The sequence below is a fragment of the Vibrio sp. L85 genome (assembly GCF_963871815.1).
Lineage (GTDB): Bacteria > Pseudomonadota > Gammaproteobacteria > Enterobacterales > Vibrionaceae > Vibrio > Vibrio harveyi.
In genome coordinates this window covers 18,236-35,006 of record NZ_CAWMYL010000250.1, presented here as the reverse complement: position 1 = coordinate 35,006, position 16,771 = coordinate 18,236, and the positions used below count along the sequence as shown (strand labels likewise).

The following is a 16,771-nucleotide window of genomic DNA, read 5'->3' as shown; positions in this document are numbered from 1 at the left end:
GCGATCACATTGGCAAGCCCTTTTTCTCGTTTTTTTTGATTTTTTTATTGTTTGAGTGTTTTTTATTCTAAAAGGCGAGTTTTTGCTACTCTTCCCTCCAGATATCCCGATTATTAACGCTTTATAAGGAGTAAAGATGGGTTCTATTAGAAGTTATAAAGGTATTCAACCTCAACTAGGCAAGCGCGTATATATCGACTCAACTTCTGTTCTTGTCGGTGATATCCAAATTGGTGACGACTCGAGTGTTTGGCCATTAGTTGCAGCTCGTGGTGATGTGAACCATATCCACATTGGTGCTCGAACCAATATTCAAGATGGTAGCGTACTGCATGTAACCCATAAAAATACTGAGAATCCCAACGGCTATCCGCTAATCATTGGTAATGATGTCACTATTGGTCATAAAGTCATGTTGCACGGCTGCGAAATCCACGACCGTGTATTGGTTGGTATGGGAGCGATCGTTTTAGATAACGTTGTTGTCGAATCAGACGTAATGATAGGCGCTGGAAGTTTAGTCCCACCGGGGAAAAGGTTGGAAAGCGGCTATTTATATGTTGGTAGTCCAGTAAAACAAGCTCGCCCCTTATCAGAGAATGAACGAGCTTTCTTACAAAAGTCTGCCAATAACTATGTACAGAATAAAAATGACTACATAAACGAAGTAGAAGACGTCAACGACGAATGATGTAGTTGGTTAGCAATAAGCTAATCGATGATGATATTGCCTTCTTCATTGAAGTCTTCATCTTCAATTAGCTCTTCCGCGATTTCTTCTAGGTCGAATCGATAATCAATAAATACTTTAATTGCCGCTTGTTCAGTTTCAACCAGGGAGCCGCTAAGCTTTTCTAGCTTCTGCTTTGTTACATAGCATTCAATCAGAGCTCCTGATTGCTGCGCGGTAAAGTTTACCGCTTGTAATGTTTTATCCCATGATTGCATATCTGGGAATAAGATGGACTGATTCATCGTTTACTGACCTTCAAGGTTCTTTCTTAATTCTCTAAGGATTTGTTTTGCGCCAGGGCGTAAACCACGCCACAGCATAAAGCTTTCCGCAGCTTGCCCCACTAGCATCCCAAGACCATCATAAGCATGAGCGGCACCACTTTCTTTTGCCCATAAGTTAAAACTGGTCGTCCCTTGCCCGTAAATCATGTCGTAGCTCGTACTGTTAGCTGCAAAGATAGAAGAGGAGATAGCCGGTAGCTCACCGCTTAGGGAAGCAGACGTGGAGTTAATAATCACGTCGAACTCATCACTAATATCATCCATCTCTTTGGCAATGATAGAGCCATGTGCAATAAACAACTCCGCAAGCTCCTGCGCTTTGCTGAAGGTTCGATTAGTAATGGTTAAAGAACTAGGCTTTTGATCAAGAAGTGGCTTGATCACTCCACGAGCGGCACCGCCAGCGCCAATGATCAGGATTCGCGCACCTTCTAACACAACTTGATGTTGAAGTAGGTCTTGAACCAAACCTGCTCCATCGGTGTTATCGCCAATGATCTCACCATCATCTAACTTCTTGAGCGTATTGACTGCCCCGGCTAACTGAGCACGTTCGGTCAGTCTACTAGCAAATTGATAAGCATCTTCTTTAAATGGCATGGTGATGTTGCACCCCTTGCCTCCTTCAGCAAAGAACAGCTTCGCTGCGTCAATAAAACCATCTACAGGAGCACTTTCTGCGGTATACACCAAAGATTGATTGGTTTGACGAGCAAACAAGGTGTGAATGAATGGCGACTTGCTGTGTCCAATAGGATTACCAAACACGGCATAGCGATCAATTTGCTGAGTCATTTCCTTACCTTTATTCCTTACCTACTATAGAGAAAAAACAGGGCCATCTGATTACAGATGACCCTATCACTATCTATCTATATAGAAAAGGAGATTCAACGCTTACCACTCTCGTGGCGTTAAGTATCGCTCGTAAAGTTCAGCCTCTGGAGAACCAGGTTGTGGCTCATAGCTGTATTCCCAACGCGCAAGTGGTGGCATCGACATAAGAATTGACTCTGTACGACCGCCACTTTGCAGACCAAATAGAGTTCCACGATCATACACTAGGTTGAATTCAACGTAGCGACCACGACGGTAAAGTTGGAATTCACGCTCACGCTCACCGAATTCAATTTCTTTACGACGAGACACAATCGGTAGGTAAGCTTGGCAGTATCCTTCACCAACCGCCTTGATGTAATCAAAACACTTGTCGAATTCCCACTGGTTTAGGTCATCAAAGAACAAACCACCAACACCACGAGTTTCATTTCGATGCGGTAGGAAGAAATATTTATCACACCAAGCTTTATGCTCTGCATAGACATCATCACCGAAAGGTGCACAAAGTTGTTTTGCGGTTTCATGCCATGATTGGCAATCTTCTTCGAATGGATAGAAAGGTGTTAGATCAAAACCACCACCAAACCACCAAATAGGCTCTTCACCCTCTTTCTCTGCGATAAAGAAGCGTACGTTAGCGTGAGAAGTCGGTACATATGGGTTGTGGGGATGGATAACCAAAGAAACACCCATCGCTTCAAAGCGGCGACCTGCTAACTCTGGACGATGCGCCGTAGCTGATGCTGGCATCTCATTACCTTCGACATGAGAGAAATTCACTCCCCCTTGCTCAAAAACGTCACCATCACGCAAAACACGGGTACGACCACCACCACCAAGGCGCTCCCCTTTTTCACGTTGCCATGCGTCTTCAACAAAGACGGCCTTTCCATCTTCTTGTTCTAACTGCTGACAAATGGAATCCTGAAGTGACATCAGGAACTGTTTTACGGCGTGCTTATCGATTGCTGACATACGTGTACTACCTATTGATTGCTGACTAGCAGGGTTAGCCCTGTCTTAATATTTGCGAGGTTTTAGCATCACGAATTTCACTAGGCTTGTCACGACCGCTGGTTTCACCACGTAAGATCGCCACAAGCCGGTCACCCAATTGTTGCTCTACTTCTTCAGTCGTCATACAAGGAGGCTGACCAGTGAGGTTCGCGCTGGTAGAGGTTAGCGGCTTTCCGAAAGCATTACACATCTTTTGTACCAAAGGATGATCCGTCACACGCACTGCAATCGAATCAAATTGCCCCGATACCCAATGAGAAACTTTGTCACTCGCAGGCATAATCCAAGTGTATGGACCAGGCCACGTTGCGTGTACTTTATCTAACTGCTCTTGAGTCAACTGAGATTCATCAACATAAGGCAAAAGCTGTTCATAGTTTGCCGCAATTAAGATTAATCCTTTCTCAACAGGGCGTTGTTTTAGCTCTAGCAATTTTTGAATCGCTTCTGGGTTATCTGGGTCACAGCCAACACCAAACACCCCCTCTGTTGGGTAGGCAATCACTTCGCCTTTTTGTAGTGCTTCTAGCACCTGTTCAAAGTTCTCCACCGATACTTCCTGATAATCTTGTCTGTTGTGTTTGTACTAAGTGTACAAATATTCATTCTCAGAGACTAAAGCAATTTGTTTATAAAATGTATCAATCGTATTTACAAACGCACGCAAACGTTTGCTTGAGGTAAAAATCCCCGTATAATGCGCACAAATTTATCAGCTCACCTAATTTTGCAGCTTGAAGGAGTTTGAGATGAAAGTCGGTATCATCATGGGTTCTAAATCAGATTGGCCAACCATGAAACTAGCAGCGGACATGCTGGATCAATTTGGCGTGTCTTACGAAACAAAGGTGGTGTCAGCTCACCGTACTCCTCAATTGTTGGCTGATTACGCAAGCAGTGCTAAAGAACGTGGCATTAAAGTCATCATCGCAGGTGCGGGCGGTGCTGCCCACCTACCAGGCATGGCGGCGGCGTTTACCAGCGTACCTGTACTTGGTGTTCCCGTTCAGTCTCGCGCACTGAAAGGCATGGACTCACTACTTTCTATCGTACAGATGCCAAAAGGTATTGCGGTTGGTACATTAGCTATTGGCGAAGCAGGCGCAGCAAACGCTGGTATCCTAGCCGCTCAAATCCTTGGTACACATGATGAAGCGATCATGGCAAAAGTCGAAGCGTTCCGTAACGAACAAATGGAAACCGTATTGGCGAACCCAAACCCTGCTGAGGATTAATCAGATGCATGTACTGGTTCTTGGTGCGGGTCAGTTAGCTCGTATGATGTCTCTGGCTGGTGCGCCACTGAATATTCAAATTTCAGCTTACGATGTGGGCAGTGGTAATATCGTTCATCCACTGACTCAACATGTACTAGGCAACGGCTTAGAAAATGCGATCGAACAAGTTGATGTAATCACTGCTGAGTTCGAGCATATCCCGCATGACGTGCTTGATATTTGCGAAGCGAGCGGTAAGTTCTTACCAAGTACACAAGCTATCAAAGCAGGCGGTGATCGCCGCATTGAAAAGGCATTACTTGATGATGCTGGCGTACGTAATGCGAAATACTATGTGATCAAAACTCGTGAAGATTTTGACCGCGCAATTGAACACGTCGGCATGCCAATGGTTCTGAAAAGTGCATTGGGCGGTTACGATGGAAAAGGTCAGTGGCGTTTAAAAGAACCTTCTCAGATCGACATAATTTGGACAGAAATGGTGGAATGCATTGCTTCAACACCAACTCAAGCCATTGTTGCTGAGGAGTTTGTTCCTTTTAACCGTGAAGTTTCACTGATTGGTGCTCGCAGTAACGATGGCAGTATTGAAGTTTACCCTCTCGCAGAAAACATCCACACAAATGGTGTATTAAGCCTCTCAACAGCAATTGATGCTCCAGAGTTGCAAGAACAAGCAAAAGAGATGTTCACGGCCGTCGCCAATAGTTTGAATTACGTTGGCGTGCTAGCCCTGGAGTTCTTCGACGTTGACGGCAAGTTGCTGGTTAACGAAATCGCACCACGCGTACACAACTCAGGTCACTGGACTCAGCAGGGTGCAGAAACTTGTCAGTTTGAGAACCACCTACGCGCTGTGTGTGGTATGCCTTTAGGTAGTACTAAGCTCGTTCGCGAGACCTCGATGATCAATATTCTCGGTGAAGATACCTTGCCAGATGCGCTACTCGCGATGAATGGTTGCCATATTCATTGGTATGGCAAAGAGAAACGAGAAGGTCGTAAGATGGGTCACATCAACGTATGCGGTGATTACACTGGTGAGTTGAATCGTAGGTTGTGTGCATTAACAAACGTGCTTGATGAAGAAACCTTCCCAGCAGTTCATGAATTTGCCAAACAGTGGCAAGCATAGAAAAGTTGATAAATAGACAACAAAGGGTCGCATGATGCGACCCTTTTTAATTTTGCCTGAGATTTATTGTGATTGTGTATGCTGGCACTTGCGACTTGCACATTGCAACTTAACCCCGCTGGCGAGTTTCTTTTCTACCAACAAGGTAAACCCACATTCCTCACAGCGACCTCTTACAGGTGGTAAGTTTACCGCAAACTTGCACTTCGGATAGTTATCACACGCGTAGAATGTCTTACCAAATCGGGTCTTACGTTCAACTAAGTGCCCTTTACCACACTCAGGGCAAGCGTATAGCTCTTTCGACTCTTGCTCGGGTTCAGGCTGATTGATTGATTCGATATGATGACAAGTTGGGTAATGACTACAGCCAACGAACATGCCGTATCGCCCTTGTCGGAGCACCAACTCATTGCCACACTCAGGGCAAGGCACACCTAACTCTTTTACGATGTGGCCATCATTACTGTGCAACGGCTTGATATAGTCGCAGCTTGGGTATTGGCTACAACCAAGAAAAGGACCATGTTTGCCATGTTTCAGCGTGACTTCCCCACCACATTTAGGACACGGTTCTCTCTCAAGCGCATGCTCGTGTGCCGAGAAAAGGTTGTGATCGATTTTACTACTCATACTCACCGTTAAAGCAGAAGATATTAGTGAAGAATACCCTGTTCCTTGGTGTACAGCAGCTCTTCCATCAGCGTGTAGGCATTTTCGTTGCCAGGGACATTAAACAGAACCATAAGAATGATCCACTTAAGGTCTTCAAGCTCAAATTCATTGGTTTCTAGCCCCATTACACGATCGATAACCATCTCACGTGTTTCTGTGGTTAGAACATTAATTTGCTCTAAGAACAGCAGAAAACCACGACATTCAAGATCTAAGCGCTGCATCTCTGATGCCGTATAGATACGTGTCGATGCCGATGCTATGCAAGTTGAAATCGCTGAATGTTCATCACTTTGTTGCAATGCTGCCAGCTCTTCTAACCAGACAAGGGCTTTGTAGATGTCTTTTTGCTGGAAGCCTGCACGAAGCAATTCATCTTCCAACTCGTCTTGTTCGACCTGTAACTCTGCATCGCTATGGATGTAGGTTTCGAATAGATACATAAGTATATCCATCATCATAGCTAGCCCCTCCCCTTTCGAATATAGCCACCGGATACTGCAACAACATGCCCTGAAAGCTCAAGCTCTAAGAGCTGCATCATGACTTCTTGGACAGGTATATTGGTCCTGCTTGCAAGAATATCAACTGGTGTAGCCTCATTTCCTACGTTAGCTAACAGCTGAGGAAATGGCAATTCTTCTTCATCAATTGGCGTAGAAAATAAATCCAAGCTCTGATTAATAGACCAGTCGAGCAAAGACTGTATTTCATTCAACACCTCTTGAGTGTTTTGTACGAGACAAGCCCCATTACGAATCAACTGATTACCACCACTGGCATTGGGAGCATTAATCGAAGCTGGTATAGCGAAAACTTCACGGTCTTGCTCAAAAGCGTAGCGAGCGGTGATTAATGAGCCACTCTTTTCTGCTGCTTCGACAACCAACACGCCAAGCGACAAACCACTAATGATTCGATTACGTCGTGGGAAGTTTTCTGCTCGAGGTTTTGCATCTGGGCGAAACTCAGAGACTAACGCACCGTTTTCCATCACTCGCCGCGCTAAACCTCGGTGACGGGCTGGATAAACTTGCTCTAACCCTGAACCCAATACCGCAATGGTTTTACCGTCCGCTTGCAAAGCACCATCATGAGCGTGTCCATCGATACCCAAAGCCAAACCACTGGTAACAATCAGATCATGTTTCACCAAATCTGCAGCGAACTGACGTGCGTGTTGAAGCCCATCAACACTAGCATTACGGCTGCCGACCATGGCAATTTGAGGTTGAGACAAACAACTCGCTTCTCCCTTTATAAATAGTAAAGGAGGTGGAGCGACCGCTTGTTTGAGAAGTGGGGGATACAGAGTATCCGCCAAAGTAACAATATGATGATGAGATGAGGCGCTAGCCCAAGTAAGACAAGCGTCGACTTCTTTATCGACCTCAGACCATGCTTGCAGTTGCTTAGTGGTAAAACCCAAAAGCTGAAGCTGCTCAGTTGAGTATCCGACAATATTGCTTGGCGTATCTTTACTCAGCAGCTTATTCATCTTCACCCCGCCAATGCCTGGCAAGCAGCTCAGCTTTAACCAGGCGGCGAGGTCAGTATCATTGCGTAGTTTCATTCGTGGTCGATTCCTCAGCCAGAGGAGAAACCACTGATACCTCTTTATTGATTGGCTTAGTGCTATTAGTAATCAGTGCAAGACTGAAATATTCATAAGGACGAATGACCAGCAGTTCACCAACCTTACTTTGCGGCAAGGTGATCTTAGAGTCGAGTAAGCCACTGTCTTTCACAAAACCATCGCCACCTTTGAAAACCGGGTGCGCATCTTCTTTAAGATCAAACACACTGCCTTGGCGAAGTTGATCGGATGTTCCTTTATCAATCACAACCACTTGATTGGTTGAGCTAAATCGAATGCCCTCAATATTACCCAGCAATGCTGCAGAACTGCCTTTTGGTGATGGCTGTGGGTAAAAGGTCGTCGTGAAATCACCATTTTCTAATGTTTGGACCGGCAAAGCGATATCGTTACGAATAATCTCTTGCAGTTGAGTGGTGATCTTTAGTCCTGAGTACTCGCTTGATGCCTCGATAAGTTCCCCTTTTGCAATCAAACGTAAAGCGGTAATTTGCTTAGATACGTCTTCACGGGAAAATGTTTCGACTGGACGATAGATAGCCCAACCTGTCGCCGTTTGTTCACCACTAATATACAGGGTGTCCTCAGCAGTCAGATATTTACTGCCTTTGCTACTACCCATCACTTTAGCCGCGCTTTCTAGCGTTTCATCGTCCACCAAACGGTCCGACTTGAGGTAAGGCATAACCAAACCTTCAGCAACGGTTGGCACCGCTTTCTTTTCCGTGATACGAGCTTTAGGGCTGAGCTTTTTCACCGCTTTTAAGCTCAATACTGGTTGACCATTAATCCATACCAGCGACAACTTGTCTCCGGGATAAATAAGGTGCGGATTATCGATCTCTGGATTGACCTGCCACAAACGAGGCCACAACCATGGGCTATCCAGATACATTGCTGAAATATCCCAAAGCGTATCACCTTTGACCACAACATAAGTTTTAGGTGCGTCATCTTTGACGGTAAGCGGTTGGGAGTCCGTGTTTGCTACGGCATTGAAAGAGAAAAGTAACGGCAACGTAATGCGAGAAACGTTGCGGAAAATTCGATTCATGACCCTCGTCCTTGGTCTGTTAGGCAACTACCAGAATGGAAATTGGTATAAGGATGCTGTCATTTAGGTCATAAAATGTCTAGAATTGAGCCAACAAGGTTTGTGCTGTTACGGCACAGTTCAATATTTCGAGTGAATATGTCTGTATTACAAGTATTAACATTCCCAGATGATCGCCTGCGTACCGTTGCAAAACCTGTAGAAGAGGTGACACCTGAGATTCAAAAAATCGTCGATGACATGATTGAAACCATGTACGACGAAGAGGGTATTGGCCTGGCTGCAACGCAGGTTGATATCCACAAACGTATCGTAGTAATTGATATTTCAGAAACTCGTGATGAGCCAATGGTGCTTATCAACCCTGAGATTCTGGAAAAGCGTGGCGAAGATGGCATCGAAGAAGGCTGTCTATCGGTACCAGGTGCTCGTGCACTTGTGCCGCGTGCTGCTGAAGTTACTGTTAAAGCACTAGATCGTGATGGCAAAGAGTACACTTTTGAAGCCGACGATCTGCTAGCCATCTGTGTTCAACACGAACTAGACCATTTGATGGGTAAGTTGTTCGTTGATTACCTATCGCCACTGAAGCGTAAGCGTATTCAGGACAAGCTAGCAAAAATCAAACGCTTTAACGAGAAACAGCAAAACGCTTAATCTCGATACAATTTAATTAGAAGGAAGCCTACCTTGAGTCAGTCTTTACGTATTGTCTTTGCAGGTACTCCGGATTTCGCCGCCCGTCACTTGGCGGCGTTGTTGTCTTCGGAGCACGAAGTAATTGCGGTTTATACTCAACCAGATCGCCCAGCAGGCCGTGGTAAGAAGCTTACTGCAAGCCCAGTAAAAACCATCGCGCTTGAGCATGATATTCCGGTTTATCAACCAGAAAACTTCAAGTCAGATGAGGCTAAGCAAGAACTAGCGGATCTGAATGCCGACATCATGATTGTTGTCGCTTATGGTCTATTACTTCCGCAAGTTGTGTTAGACACGCCTAAACTAGGCTGTATCAATGTTCACGGTTCGATTCTTCCTCGTTGGCGTGGCGCAGCTCCTATCCAACGTTCAATTTGGGCAGGTGATGCTGAAACTGGTGTTACCATTATGCAGATGGACATTGGTTTGGATACGGGTGACATGCTTAAAATCGCAACGTTACCGATTGAAGCAAGCGACACTAGTGCATCAATGTACGAAAAACTCGCAGGTTTAGGTCCAGATGCGCTGATTGATTGTTTAGCAGACATCGCAACCGGCAAAGCAAAGCCCGTGAAACAAGACGACGAGCTAGCAAACTATGCGAAGAAGCTGAGCAAAGAAGAAGCGCGCATTGATTGGAACGATGATGCAGCGCACATTGAACGTTGTGTTCGCGCATTCAACCCATGGCCAATGAGCCACTTTGAAGCGGCTGAAAACAGCATCAAAGTATGGGAAAGTCGTGTTGCGGATCAAACCAGCGACAAGCCAGCAGGCACCATTTTGCAAGCGGACAAAACCGGTATTTATGTTGCGACAGGCAACGGTGTATTGGTTCTGGAACAACTGCAAGTTCCGGGCAAAAAAGCCATGTCAGTTCAAGACATTTTGAACTCACGTGCATCTTGGTTTGAAGTTGGCACTCAACTGGTTTAAAAACCAGATAACCGTGTCAAAGACCAATAATACGAACTTTTAGAGGGCAGAGATGCCCTCCTTTACTTTAAGGTACTTATCATGAATGTTCGCGCTGCGGCTGCCAACGTCTTGTATCTTGTCGTCGACAAGGGCCACTCACTTTCAAGCGCTCTTCCAGCGGCTCAACAAAACGTACGACCACGTGATCACGCTCTTTTGCAAGAAATTTGCTATGGTGCTCTACGTTACCTCCCTCGCCTAGAAATGATTGCAAACCAGTTGATGGACAAGCCGCTAAAAGGCAAACAACGCGTTTTCCATCACCTGATTTTGGTTGGCATTTACCAATTGAGCTTTATGCGTATTCCTGCACACGCTGCAGTGGGTGAAACGGTTGAAGGTACTAAAGAGTTGAAAGGCCCCCGCTTGCGCGGTCTTATCAACGCAGTATTGCGTAACTACCAGCGCAACCAAGAAGAACTGGATCAAATGGCTGTCAGCAACAATGCGGGCAAGTACGGTCACCCGAGCTGGTTACTTAAACTGCTGCAAGAAGCTTACCCACAACAATGGGAAAGCATTGTTGAAGCCAACAACCAGAAAGCGCCAATGTGGTTGCGTGTAAACCACCAGCACCACACTCGTGATGAATACCTTGCGCTACTCAAAAATGAAAACATTGATAGCACGCCACACACACAAGCAATGGACGCCCTAAAATTGGCGGCGCCATGCGATGTGATGAAACTGCCGGGCTTTGAAAAAGGTTGGGTATCGGTGCAAGATGCGGCAGCGCAGCTGTCGATTAACTATCTTGAACCAAAAGATGGCGAGCTGATCCTAGACTGCTGCGCAGCACCAGGTGGTAAGACAGCGCACATTCTTGAGCGTACATCTGGTAGTGAAGTGGTTGCCATTGATTGCGATGACACGCGCCTTAAACGTGTGCACGAAAACCTGAAGCGCCTCAACCTTCAAGCAAAAGTGGTTTGCGGCGATGCGCGTAATCCTCAAGAATGGTGGCAAGGCGAACAATTTGATCGCATTTTGCTGGATGCTCCGTGTTCTGCAACTGGCGTGATTCGTCGTCACCCAGACATCAAATGGCTACGTCGTGCTGATGATATTACCGCACTTGCGGATCTACAGAGCGAAATTTTTGATGCAATGTGGACGCAACTAAAACCTGGCGGCACCATGGTTTACGCGACTTGTTCAATCACACCACAAGAAAACGTGGAACAAGTAAAAGCGTTCTTAGCACGTACTGCAGACGCGCAATTAGTGGACTCCGATCCAAAGCAACCTGGTCGTCAGATTCTACCAGGCGAAGAAGATATGGATGGTTTCTACTACGCAGTGCTAACAAAAAAACACGCGTAACAGCATGCTAAATAGGGCGATTGAAGTGAATTCAATCGCCTTTTTCAGATAACGAGTAAAGAGTATGAAGATCATTATTCTTGGTGCTGGTCAGGTTGGCGGCACACTGGCGGAAAACCTAGTTGGTGAGAACAACGACATCACCATCGTCGACAAAAATGGCGACCGACTGCGTGAGTTACAAGACAAATACGACCTACGAGTGGTCAACGGTCACGCAAGCCACCCAGATGTTCTGCACGAAGCCGGTGCGCAAGACGCCGATATGCTTGTCGCAGTAACCAACACCGATGAGACCAACATGGCAGCCTGTCAAGTTGCGTTCACTCTGTTCAATACCCCAAACCGTGTTGCACGTATTCGTTCTCCAGAGTATCTGGCAGAAAAAGAAGCCCTATTTAAGTCTGGTGCCATTCCTGTCGATCACCTTATCGCACCAGAAGAGCTGGTAACGAGCTACATCGAGCGCCTCATCCAATACCCAGGCGCACTGCAAGTGGTAAGCTTTGCCGAGCAGAAAGTCAGCCTAGTAGCCGTTAAAGCCTATTACGGTGGTCCGCTTGTGGGCAACGCTCTGTCTGCCCTGCGTGAGCACATGCCACACATCGATACTCGTGTTGCTGCGATTTTCCGTCAGGGTCGTCCTATTCGTCCACAAGGCACTACCATCATTGAAGCTGATGATGAGGTGTTCTTCGTTGCAGCAAGTAACCACATTCGCTCGGTAATGAGTGAGCTTCAGCGACTTGAGAAACCTTACCGCCGCATCATGATTGTTGGCGGTGGTAACATCGGTGCGAGTTTAGCCAAACGCCTTGAACAAACTTACAGCGTGAAGCTGATCGAACGTAACTATCAGCGTGCAGAAAAGCTGTCCGAGCAACTAGAAAATACCATCGTCTTCTGTGGTGATGCGGCAGATCAAGAACTGCTGACTGAAGAAAACATTGACCAAGTAGACGTGTTCATCGCGCTGACTAACGAAGATGAGACCAACATCATGTCAGCGATGTTGGCAAAACGCATGGGCGCAAAGAAAGTGATGGTGCTAATCCAACGCGGCGCTTATGTCGACCTTGTACAAGGCGGCGTGATTGATGTGGCAATCTCACCACAGCAAGCGACGATTTCTGCTCTACTAACGCACGTTCGCCGTGCTGACATCGTGAACGTTTCTTCACTGCGTCGTGGCGCAGCCGAAGCAATCGAAGCCGTTGCGCACGGTGACGAAACCACATCCAAAGTGGTGGGTCGCGCGATTGGCGATATCAAACTCCCACCAGGAACCACTATTGGTGCTATCGTTCGTGGCGAAGAAGTTCTTATCGCACACGATCGTACTGTCATCGAACAAGATGACCACGTCGTGATGTTCCTGGTCGACAAAAAGTACGTACCAGACGTCGAAGCGCTGTTCCAGCCGAGTCCATTCTTCCTCTAGGATTTTCCTATGGTCAACTTACGTCCCGTACTGTTTGTTATCGGGCTGGTTTTATCCAAACTAGCCCTTTTTATGTACGTGCCGACTTTGGTCGCGTTTTTCACTGGTACGGGCGGGTTCCTCGACTTCGCCCAAGCCGTAGTGATCACTCATCTCGCCGCTTTTATCTGTTTAACGATTGGTCGAACCGCCAAATTCAAACTCAGCGTGCGTGATATGTTTCTCATCACCAGTTTGGTATGGACTATCGCCAGTGCGTTTGCCGCCCTGCCATTTGTCTTTATCAACCATATCAGCTTTACCGACGCCTACTTCGAAACCATGTCAGGTATCACGACTACGGGTTCGACCGTACTTAGTGGCTTAGACAACATGGCGCCAAGCATCTTACTGTGGCGTTCTATCTTGCAATGGTTGGGTGGTATTGGCTTTATCGTGATGGCAGTAGCTATCCTACCGATGCTTAACGTTGGTGGTATGAAGCTATTCCAAACCGAATCCTCCGATTGGTCAGACAAAAGCAGCCCAAGAGCTAAGACTGTCGCGAAGAACATCGTATTGGTGTATTTGATGCTGACAGGCTTATGTATCGTGGGATACTTGTTAACTGGCATGAACCTGTTTGAAGCGATCAACCACGCATTCACGACTCTATCCACCGGCGGTTACTCGACATCAGACGGTTCGATGAACCATTTCTCCAACGGTGCTCATTGGGTTGCGACCACCTTTATGTTCCTCGGTGGTTTGCCATTCCTACTGTTCGTAGCGGCATTACGTAAGCGCAGTATCGATGTCTTGATGAAAGACGCCCAAGTTCGCGGCTTTGCTTACCTATTTTTGTTCTCAAGCTTAGTGGTCGCCGCTTGGTTGGTACTTCGTGATGGCTACACTATTTTGGATGCACTGCGAGTTTCAATGTTCAATATTGTTTCAGTGGTCACCACGACGGGTTTTGGCCTGGAAGATTTCACAGCTTGGGGCGCATTGCCATCGACATTGTTTGCTTTCTTGATGATGGCAGGCGCATGTTCAGGCTCCACCTCAGGCGGGATTAAAATCTTCCGTTTTCAGATCGCGATGACACTACTCAACAAGCAAATCATGAAGCTTATTCACCCTTCAGGTGTTTTTGTTCAGCGCTACAATCAACGCCCTGTAAACGATGATATTGTTCGCTCTGTGGTGGCGTTTGGTTTGATGTTTTTCATCACCATCATCTTCATTGCTGGTTGTTTAAGTGCTCTCGGCCTTGATCCAGTCACCAGTATTTCGGGGTCGATTACCGCAGTTGCAAACGTGGGACCGGGGATGGGTGACATCATTGGGCCAACGGGTAACTTTGCCCCACTGCCTGACACTGCAAAATGGTTATTAAGCTTTGGTATGTTAATGGGGCGTTTGGAAATTCTGACTATTCTTGTACTGTTCTTCCCTGCGTTTTGGCGCCGTTAAACAGACTCAAATAAAAGGTATAACAATGAAAACATGGATCACTCTGGCGACCCTACTCGCCTCTTCATCCGTTTACGCAGCTGAAGTCGTGAAGCTAGCAGATGGGCGCGAAGTAAAATTGAATGACGACTTCACATGGGAGTACGTCGTGAAGAAAGCAGCGTCTGAAAACACATTAGAAAAAGTTGAGGCGGTAGAGGCGGCTGCGGTTGTTGCATCAACAACAGCCGTAGAAGCAGTCACCACGCAAACCACTAAAGCACCTGAGATTGCAACAATTCCAGTCGTAAACAAAAAAGTGGGCACAACCATAGTCGTGAATGCGAAGAAGCCGACAATGCAGCTGTCCGACTCTGGTGTGGATGTGTTGATTGGTTCAGCGCGTTATGAAGACGGTGAACTGATCCTACCGACCTCAGTAACCAATCAAAGCTCACAATCGGTGATTCAGGTTGAAGTGGAAGTACAGGTATTCGATATGTCTGGTAAACCGTTGGCGAAAGAAAGCGTCACAGTTTGGCAATCCATCAAACGTATGGCAGACACTTACCTACGTCCGCAACAAGCTGAGCAAGGTAAAGCAATCAAGCTGGCAGTACCGCAGTCGCAGCAATACCAGTTCTCGGCAGAAGTATTAGAAGTGAAGACCCGCTAATACAATAAAATATGCTTAGTCGAGTCTATTTCTATCAACTAGATAGGCTCGACAAAGTAGTAAATAGCGAAGAAATGGCATACACACCCCGCCAAAACAAAGCCGTGCCAAATTGCGTGATTAAATGGGATTCGTTTCGCTACGTAGAAAATCACCCCAATTGAATACACCAATCCACCCGCCGCTAATAGTGTCAAACCACCAATATCTAAATTAATCGCCAACTGATAAATCACAATCAGCGACAACCACCCCATCACCAGATACGTCATCAAAGATAGCTTCTTAAATCGATATACAAATGCAACCTTCATAATGATACCAATCAGCGCAATGGTCCAAATCACAATCATCAGCCCAATCGCTAATGGAGTACGCAGACTCACCAATAAAAACGGCGTGTAGCTGCCTGCAATCAAAAGATAGATGGCGCAGTGATCGAAGGTTTTCAGCCAACGTTTAGCTTTGGGATATGGAATGGCGTGGTAGAGCGTGGATGCCAGAAACAGGACAATCATACTAGAGCCGTATATTGCCATGCTGGTAATGGTCAACGTATCCGCTTGGTGGTCGATCGCCTTGATTAAAAGCAACACCAAACCAACGATGCCAAAAATCATCCCAATACCATGAGTGATCGAGTTGGCTAGCTCTTCGCCCTGACTGTATTGTGCTTTCTGTGGTGAGGACATGAACGCGCCTATACTAGAGTTTCGAATATTCACTCTAGTATGGCACATTAAGCTTACACGTGTAAGCTTAAATTATGACTCGTGGGCAGCAGTGGTTTGCTCAAGGTAATTCAGTACCAGCGGACCTACATCTTCTAATTGGGTGCTAACTGGAATGCTCAGTTCTCGTTTAAGTTTGCCGCAGCCTAGTAGGCTCGCCAACATACCACTCGCCCCACTTCGTGTACGGTCAACTTCAAACCAAAGTTTAAGAGCCTGCTCGTTGCGATGAGCAACAAACTCTAATTCACGCCATACGCCATGATATGGCCCATCGGTTGGCACCATTTCAAACTCTTGCACGAATGGCAAATCAAAGCCTTTCACTTCTTCACACTCGACTTGGCGGATACGCAAACCTTGCGATTCAAAAGCAGACAAAATGGCATCCATAAGTGGGTCAGGTCTAACAGTAAGAATGTCTTTGTCGGTAGGGTCGAGCGCCATCGCAACGTCTAGGCCGGTCTCTAGCCAAACTTTGGCATCACCAATGGTCACAGGCGTATTCCAAGGCACATCGAGTTTAACCTCAAAAGTACGGTCTTCGCCGGGATGGATAGTAAATGCGTATGGGAGGTTCCACTTAGCAAGCACATGCGTTTGCGGTACCCGACGCATGCTGTGTCCTTCGCGAGCTCCGCGATCATCAGGCGCTTCTGCAATGTAACGGCAACAAAGCTTCAGATCGATGTTGTCGATCGCTTGTTCAGTCGCTCCGCCATACACGTGGATAGAAACATCAACGCTCTGACCGGGATACAGTACATCTTGGTTTAGGATCGAATCGACCTTAGCACTGCCGATCCCAAAACTCGCAAGTGTCTTCTTCAAAAATGACATATGCACCTCCTTCGTAGAGATCTCATACTACTACTGCTGATCATGGGATCAAAACAAATTTTCGTCTCGATTT

The 16,771-nt window shown here is 46.5% G+C and carries 19 protein-coding genes; 9 read left to right on the top strand and 10 right to left on the bottom strand.

The annotated features are described in order from the left end of the window. The first annotated feature begins 136 nt into the window (after positions 1 to 136). Positions 137 to 691, top strand: coding sequence for a gamma carbonic anhydrase family protein (locus AACR11_RS28310; RefSeq protein ID WP_029790661.1), 555 nt, complete (start codon positions 137 to 139; stop codon positions 689 to 691). Between the two features lie 20 nt (positions 692 to 711). Here the strand turns inward: AACR11_RS28310 and AACR11_RS28305 are convergent, their stop codons facing one another. From AACR11_RS28305 to AACR11_RS28290, 4 genes are all read right to left on the bottom strand, one after another. Then, entirely contained in the window at positions 712 to 975 is a 264-nt protein-coding gene (locus tag AACR11_RS28305; protein WP_029790662.1) for a DUF1488 family protein, read from the bottom strand. A gap of 3 nt (positions 976 to 978) precedes the next feature. Beyond that, positions 979 to 1,812, bottom strand: a complete 834-nt coding sequence (gene aroE, locus AACR11_RS28300; RefSeq protein WP_017190966.1) for a shikimate dehydrogenase — start codon at positions 1,810 to 1,812, stop codon at positions 979 to 981. A 102-nt stretch (positions 1,813 to 1,914) separates the two neighbouring features. Beyond that, positions 1,915 to 2,832, bottom strand: a complete 918-nt coding sequence (gene hemF, locus AACR11_RS28295) for an oxygen-dependent coproporphyrinogen oxidase (RefSeq protein WP_009699076.1) — start codon at positions 2,830 to 2,832, stop codon at positions 1,915 to 1,917. Between the two features lie 34 nt (positions 2,833 to 2,866). Continuing rightward, positions 2,867 to 3,424 (bottom strand): L-threonylcarbamoyladenylate synthase, encoded by a 558-nt coding sequence (locus AACR11_RS28290; protein WP_017190968.1) that lies wholly within the window; start codon positions 3,422 to 3,424, stop codon positions 2,867 to 2,869. A gap of 199 nt (positions 3,425 to 3,623) precedes the next feature. On the opposite strand from AACR11_RS28290, the gene purE reads away from it, so the two are divergent. Then, positions 3,624 to 4,109, top strand: coding sequence for a 5-(carboxyamino)imidazole ribonucleotide mutase (purE, locus tag AACR11_RS28285; protein WP_029790663.1), 486 nt, complete (start codon positions 3,624 to 3,626; stop codon positions 4,107 to 4,109). A gap of 4 nt (positions 4,110 to 4,113) precedes the next feature. Continuing rightward, entirely contained in the window at positions 4,114 to 5,247 is a 1,134-nt protein-coding gene (locus AACR11_RS28280) for a 5-(carboxyamino)imidazole ribonucleotide synthase (RefSeq protein WP_005450972.1), read from the top strand. Between the two features lie 63 nt (positions 5,248 to 5,310). Here the strand turns inward: AACR11_RS28280 and AACR11_RS28275 are convergent, their stop codons facing one another. From AACR11_RS28275 to AACR11_RS28260, 4 genes are read right to left on the bottom strand one after another with little or no spacing between them, the layout of a single operon-like run. Continuing rightward, positions 5,311 to 5,880, bottom strand: a complete 570-nt coding sequence (locus AACR11_RS28275) for a DNA topoisomerase family protein (protein WP_029790664.1) — start codon at positions 5,878 to 5,880, stop codon at positions 5,311 to 5,313. Between the two features lie 23 nt (positions 5,881 to 5,903). Beyond that, the gene (locus AACR11_RS28270; RefSeq protein WP_005429833.1) at positions 5,904 to 6,383 is read right to left on the bottom strand and encodes a DUF494 family protein; all 480 of its coding nucleotides are present in this window, start codon (positions 6,381 to 6,383) and stop codon (positions 5,904 to 5,906) included. A gap of 2 nt (positions 6,384 to 6,385) precedes the next feature. Next, on the bottom strand, positions 6,386 to 7,495 hold the full coding sequence (gene dprA / locus AACR11_RS28265; RefSeq protein ID WP_079325379.1) for a DNA-processing protein DprA: 1,110 nt from the start codon (positions 7,493 to 7,495) through the stop codon (positions 6,386 to 6,388). Further along, positions 7,479 to 8,573, bottom strand: coding sequence for a LysM peptidoglycan-binding domain-containing protein (locus AACR11_RS28260; RefSeq protein ID WP_029790666.1), 1,095 nt, complete (start codon positions 8,571 to 8,573; stop codon positions 7,479 to 7,481). The genes dprA and AACR11_RS28260 overlap by 17 nt, the downstream gene beginning before the upstream one ends. Before the next feature lie 138 nt (positions 8,574 to 8,711). Between AACR11_RS28260 and def the strand changes: the two genes are divergently transcribed. From def to AACR11_RS28230, 6 genes are all read left to right on the top strand, one after another. Beyond that, positions 8,712 to 9,230: a peptide deformylase gene (gene def, locus AACR11_RS28255; RefSeq protein ID WP_005450979.1), complete on the top strand. Its 519-nt coding sequence runs from the start codon at positions 8,712 to 8,714 to the stop codon at positions 9,228 to 9,230. A 33-nt stretch (positions 9,231 to 9,263) separates the two neighbouring features. Further along, the gene (gene fmt, locus AACR11_RS28250) at positions 9,264 to 10,211 is read left to right on the top strand and encodes a methionyl-tRNA formyltransferase (protein ID WP_029790667.1); all 948 of its coding nucleotides are present in this window, start codon (positions 9,264 to 9,266) and stop codon (positions 10,209 to 10,211) included. Positions 10,212 to 10,292: 81 nt separating this feature from the next. Next, positions 10,293 to 11,576 (top strand): 16S rRNA (cytosine(967)-C(5))-methyltransferase RsmB, encoded by a 1,284-nt coding sequence (rsmB, locus tag AACR11_RS28245; protein ID WP_029790668.1) that lies wholly within the window; start codon positions 10,293 to 10,295, stop codon positions 11,574 to 11,576. A 64-nt stretch (positions 11,577 to 11,640) separates the two neighbouring features. Further along, the gene (trkA, locus tag AACR11_RS28240; protein WP_005429806.1) at positions 11,641 to 13,017 is read left to right on the top strand and encodes a Trk system potassium transporter TrkA; all 1,377 of its coding nucleotides are present in this window, start codon (positions 11,641 to 11,643) and stop codon (positions 13,015 to 13,017) included. A 9-nt stretch (positions 13,018 to 13,026) separates the two neighbouring features. Further along, entirely contained in the window at positions 13,027 to 14,472 is a 1,446-nt protein-coding gene (locus AACR11_RS28235; protein WP_005450983.1) for a TrkH family potassium uptake protein, read from the top strand. Positions 14,473 to 14,497: 25 nt separating this feature from the next. Beyond that, positions 14,498 to 15,127, top strand: a complete 630-nt coding sequence (locus AACR11_RS28230; protein ID WP_005450985.1) for a DUF3157 family protein — start codon at positions 14,498 to 14,500, stop codon at positions 15,125 to 15,127. 38 nt (positions 15,128 to 15,165) lie between these two features. On the opposite strand, the gene trhA is transcribed toward AACR11_RS28230, so the two are convergent. After that, the gene (trhA, locus tag AACR11_RS28225; RefSeq protein ID WP_005450987.1) at positions 15,166 to 15,819 is read right to left on the bottom strand and encodes a PAQR family membrane homeostasis protein TrhA; all 654 of its coding nucleotides are present in this window, start codon (positions 15,817 to 15,819) and stop codon (positions 15,166 to 15,168) included. A 72-nt stretch (positions 15,820 to 15,891) separates the two neighbouring features. Beyond that, positions 15,892 to 16,698: a sporulation protein gene (locus AACR11_RS28220; RefSeq protein ID WP_029790670.1), complete on the bottom strand. Its 807-nt coding sequence runs from the start codon at positions 16,696 to 16,698 to the stop codon at positions 15,892 to 15,894. Positions 16,699 to 16,771 lie beyond the last annotated feature (73 nt).

Coding starts and splice junctions, on each gene's coding strand:
- AACR11_RS28235 (WP_005450983.1), top strand. CDS start 13,027: ATGGTCAACTTACGTCCCGTACTGTTTGTTATCGGGCTGGTTTTATCC.
- purE (WP_029790663.1), top strand. CDS start 3,624: ATGAAAGTCGGTATCATCATGGGTTCTAAATCAGATTGGCCAACCATG.
- AACR11_RS28310 (WP_029790661.1), top strand. CDS start 137: ATGGGTTCTATTAGAAGTTATAAAGGTATTCAACCTCAACTAGGCAAG.
- AACR11_RS28230 (WP_005450985.1), top strand. CDS start 14,498: ATGAAAACATGGATCACTCTGGCGACCCTACTCGCCTCTTCATCCGTT.
- def (WP_005450979.1), top strand. CDS start 8,712: ATGTCTGTATTACAAGTATTAACATTCCCAGATGATCGCCTGCGTACC.
- AACR11_RS28305 (WP_029790662.1), bottom strand. CDS start 975: ATGAATCAGTCCATCTTATTCCCAGATATGCAATCATGGGATAAAACA.
- aroE (WP_017190966.1), bottom strand. CDS start 1,812: ATGACTCAGCAAATTGATCGCTATGCCGTGTTTGGTAATCCTATTGGA.
- trkA (WP_005429806.1), top strand. CDS start 11,641: ATGAAGATCATTATTCTTGGTGCTGGTCAGGTTGGCGGCACACTGGCG.
- AACR11_RS28260 (WP_029790666.1), bottom strand. CDS start 8,573: ATGAATCGAATTTTCCGCAACGTTTCTCGCATTACGTTGCCGTTACTT.
- hemF (WP_009699076.1), bottom strand. CDS start 2,832: ATGTCAGCAATCGATAAGCACGCCGTAAAACAGTTCCTGATGTCACTT.
- AACR11_RS28275 (WP_029790664.1), bottom strand. CDS start 5,880: ATGAGTAGTAAAATCGATCACAACCTTTTCTCGGCACACGAGCATGCG.
- AACR11_RS28220 (WP_029790670.1), bottom strand. CDS start 16,698: ATGTCATTTTTGAAGAAGACACTTGCGAGTTTTGGGATCGGCAGTGCT.
- rsmB (WP_029790668.1), top strand. CDS start 10,293: ATGAATGTTCGCGCTGCGGCTGCCAACGTCTTGTATCTTGTCGTCGAC.
- AACR11_RS28280 (WP_005450972.1), top strand. CDS start 4,114: ATGCATGTACTGGTTCTTGGTGCGGGTCAGTTAGCTCGTATGATGTCT.
- dprA (WP_079325379.1), bottom strand. CDS start 7,495: ATGAAACTACGCAATGATACTGACCTCGCCGCCTGGTTAAAGCTGAGC.
- AACR11_RS28270 (WP_005429833.1), bottom strand. CDS start 6,383: ATGATGATGGATATACTTATGTATCTATTCGAAACCTACATCCATAGC.
- trhA (WP_005450987.1), bottom strand. CDS start 15,819: ATGTCCTCACCACAGAAAGCACAATACAGTCAGGGCGAAGAGCTAGCC.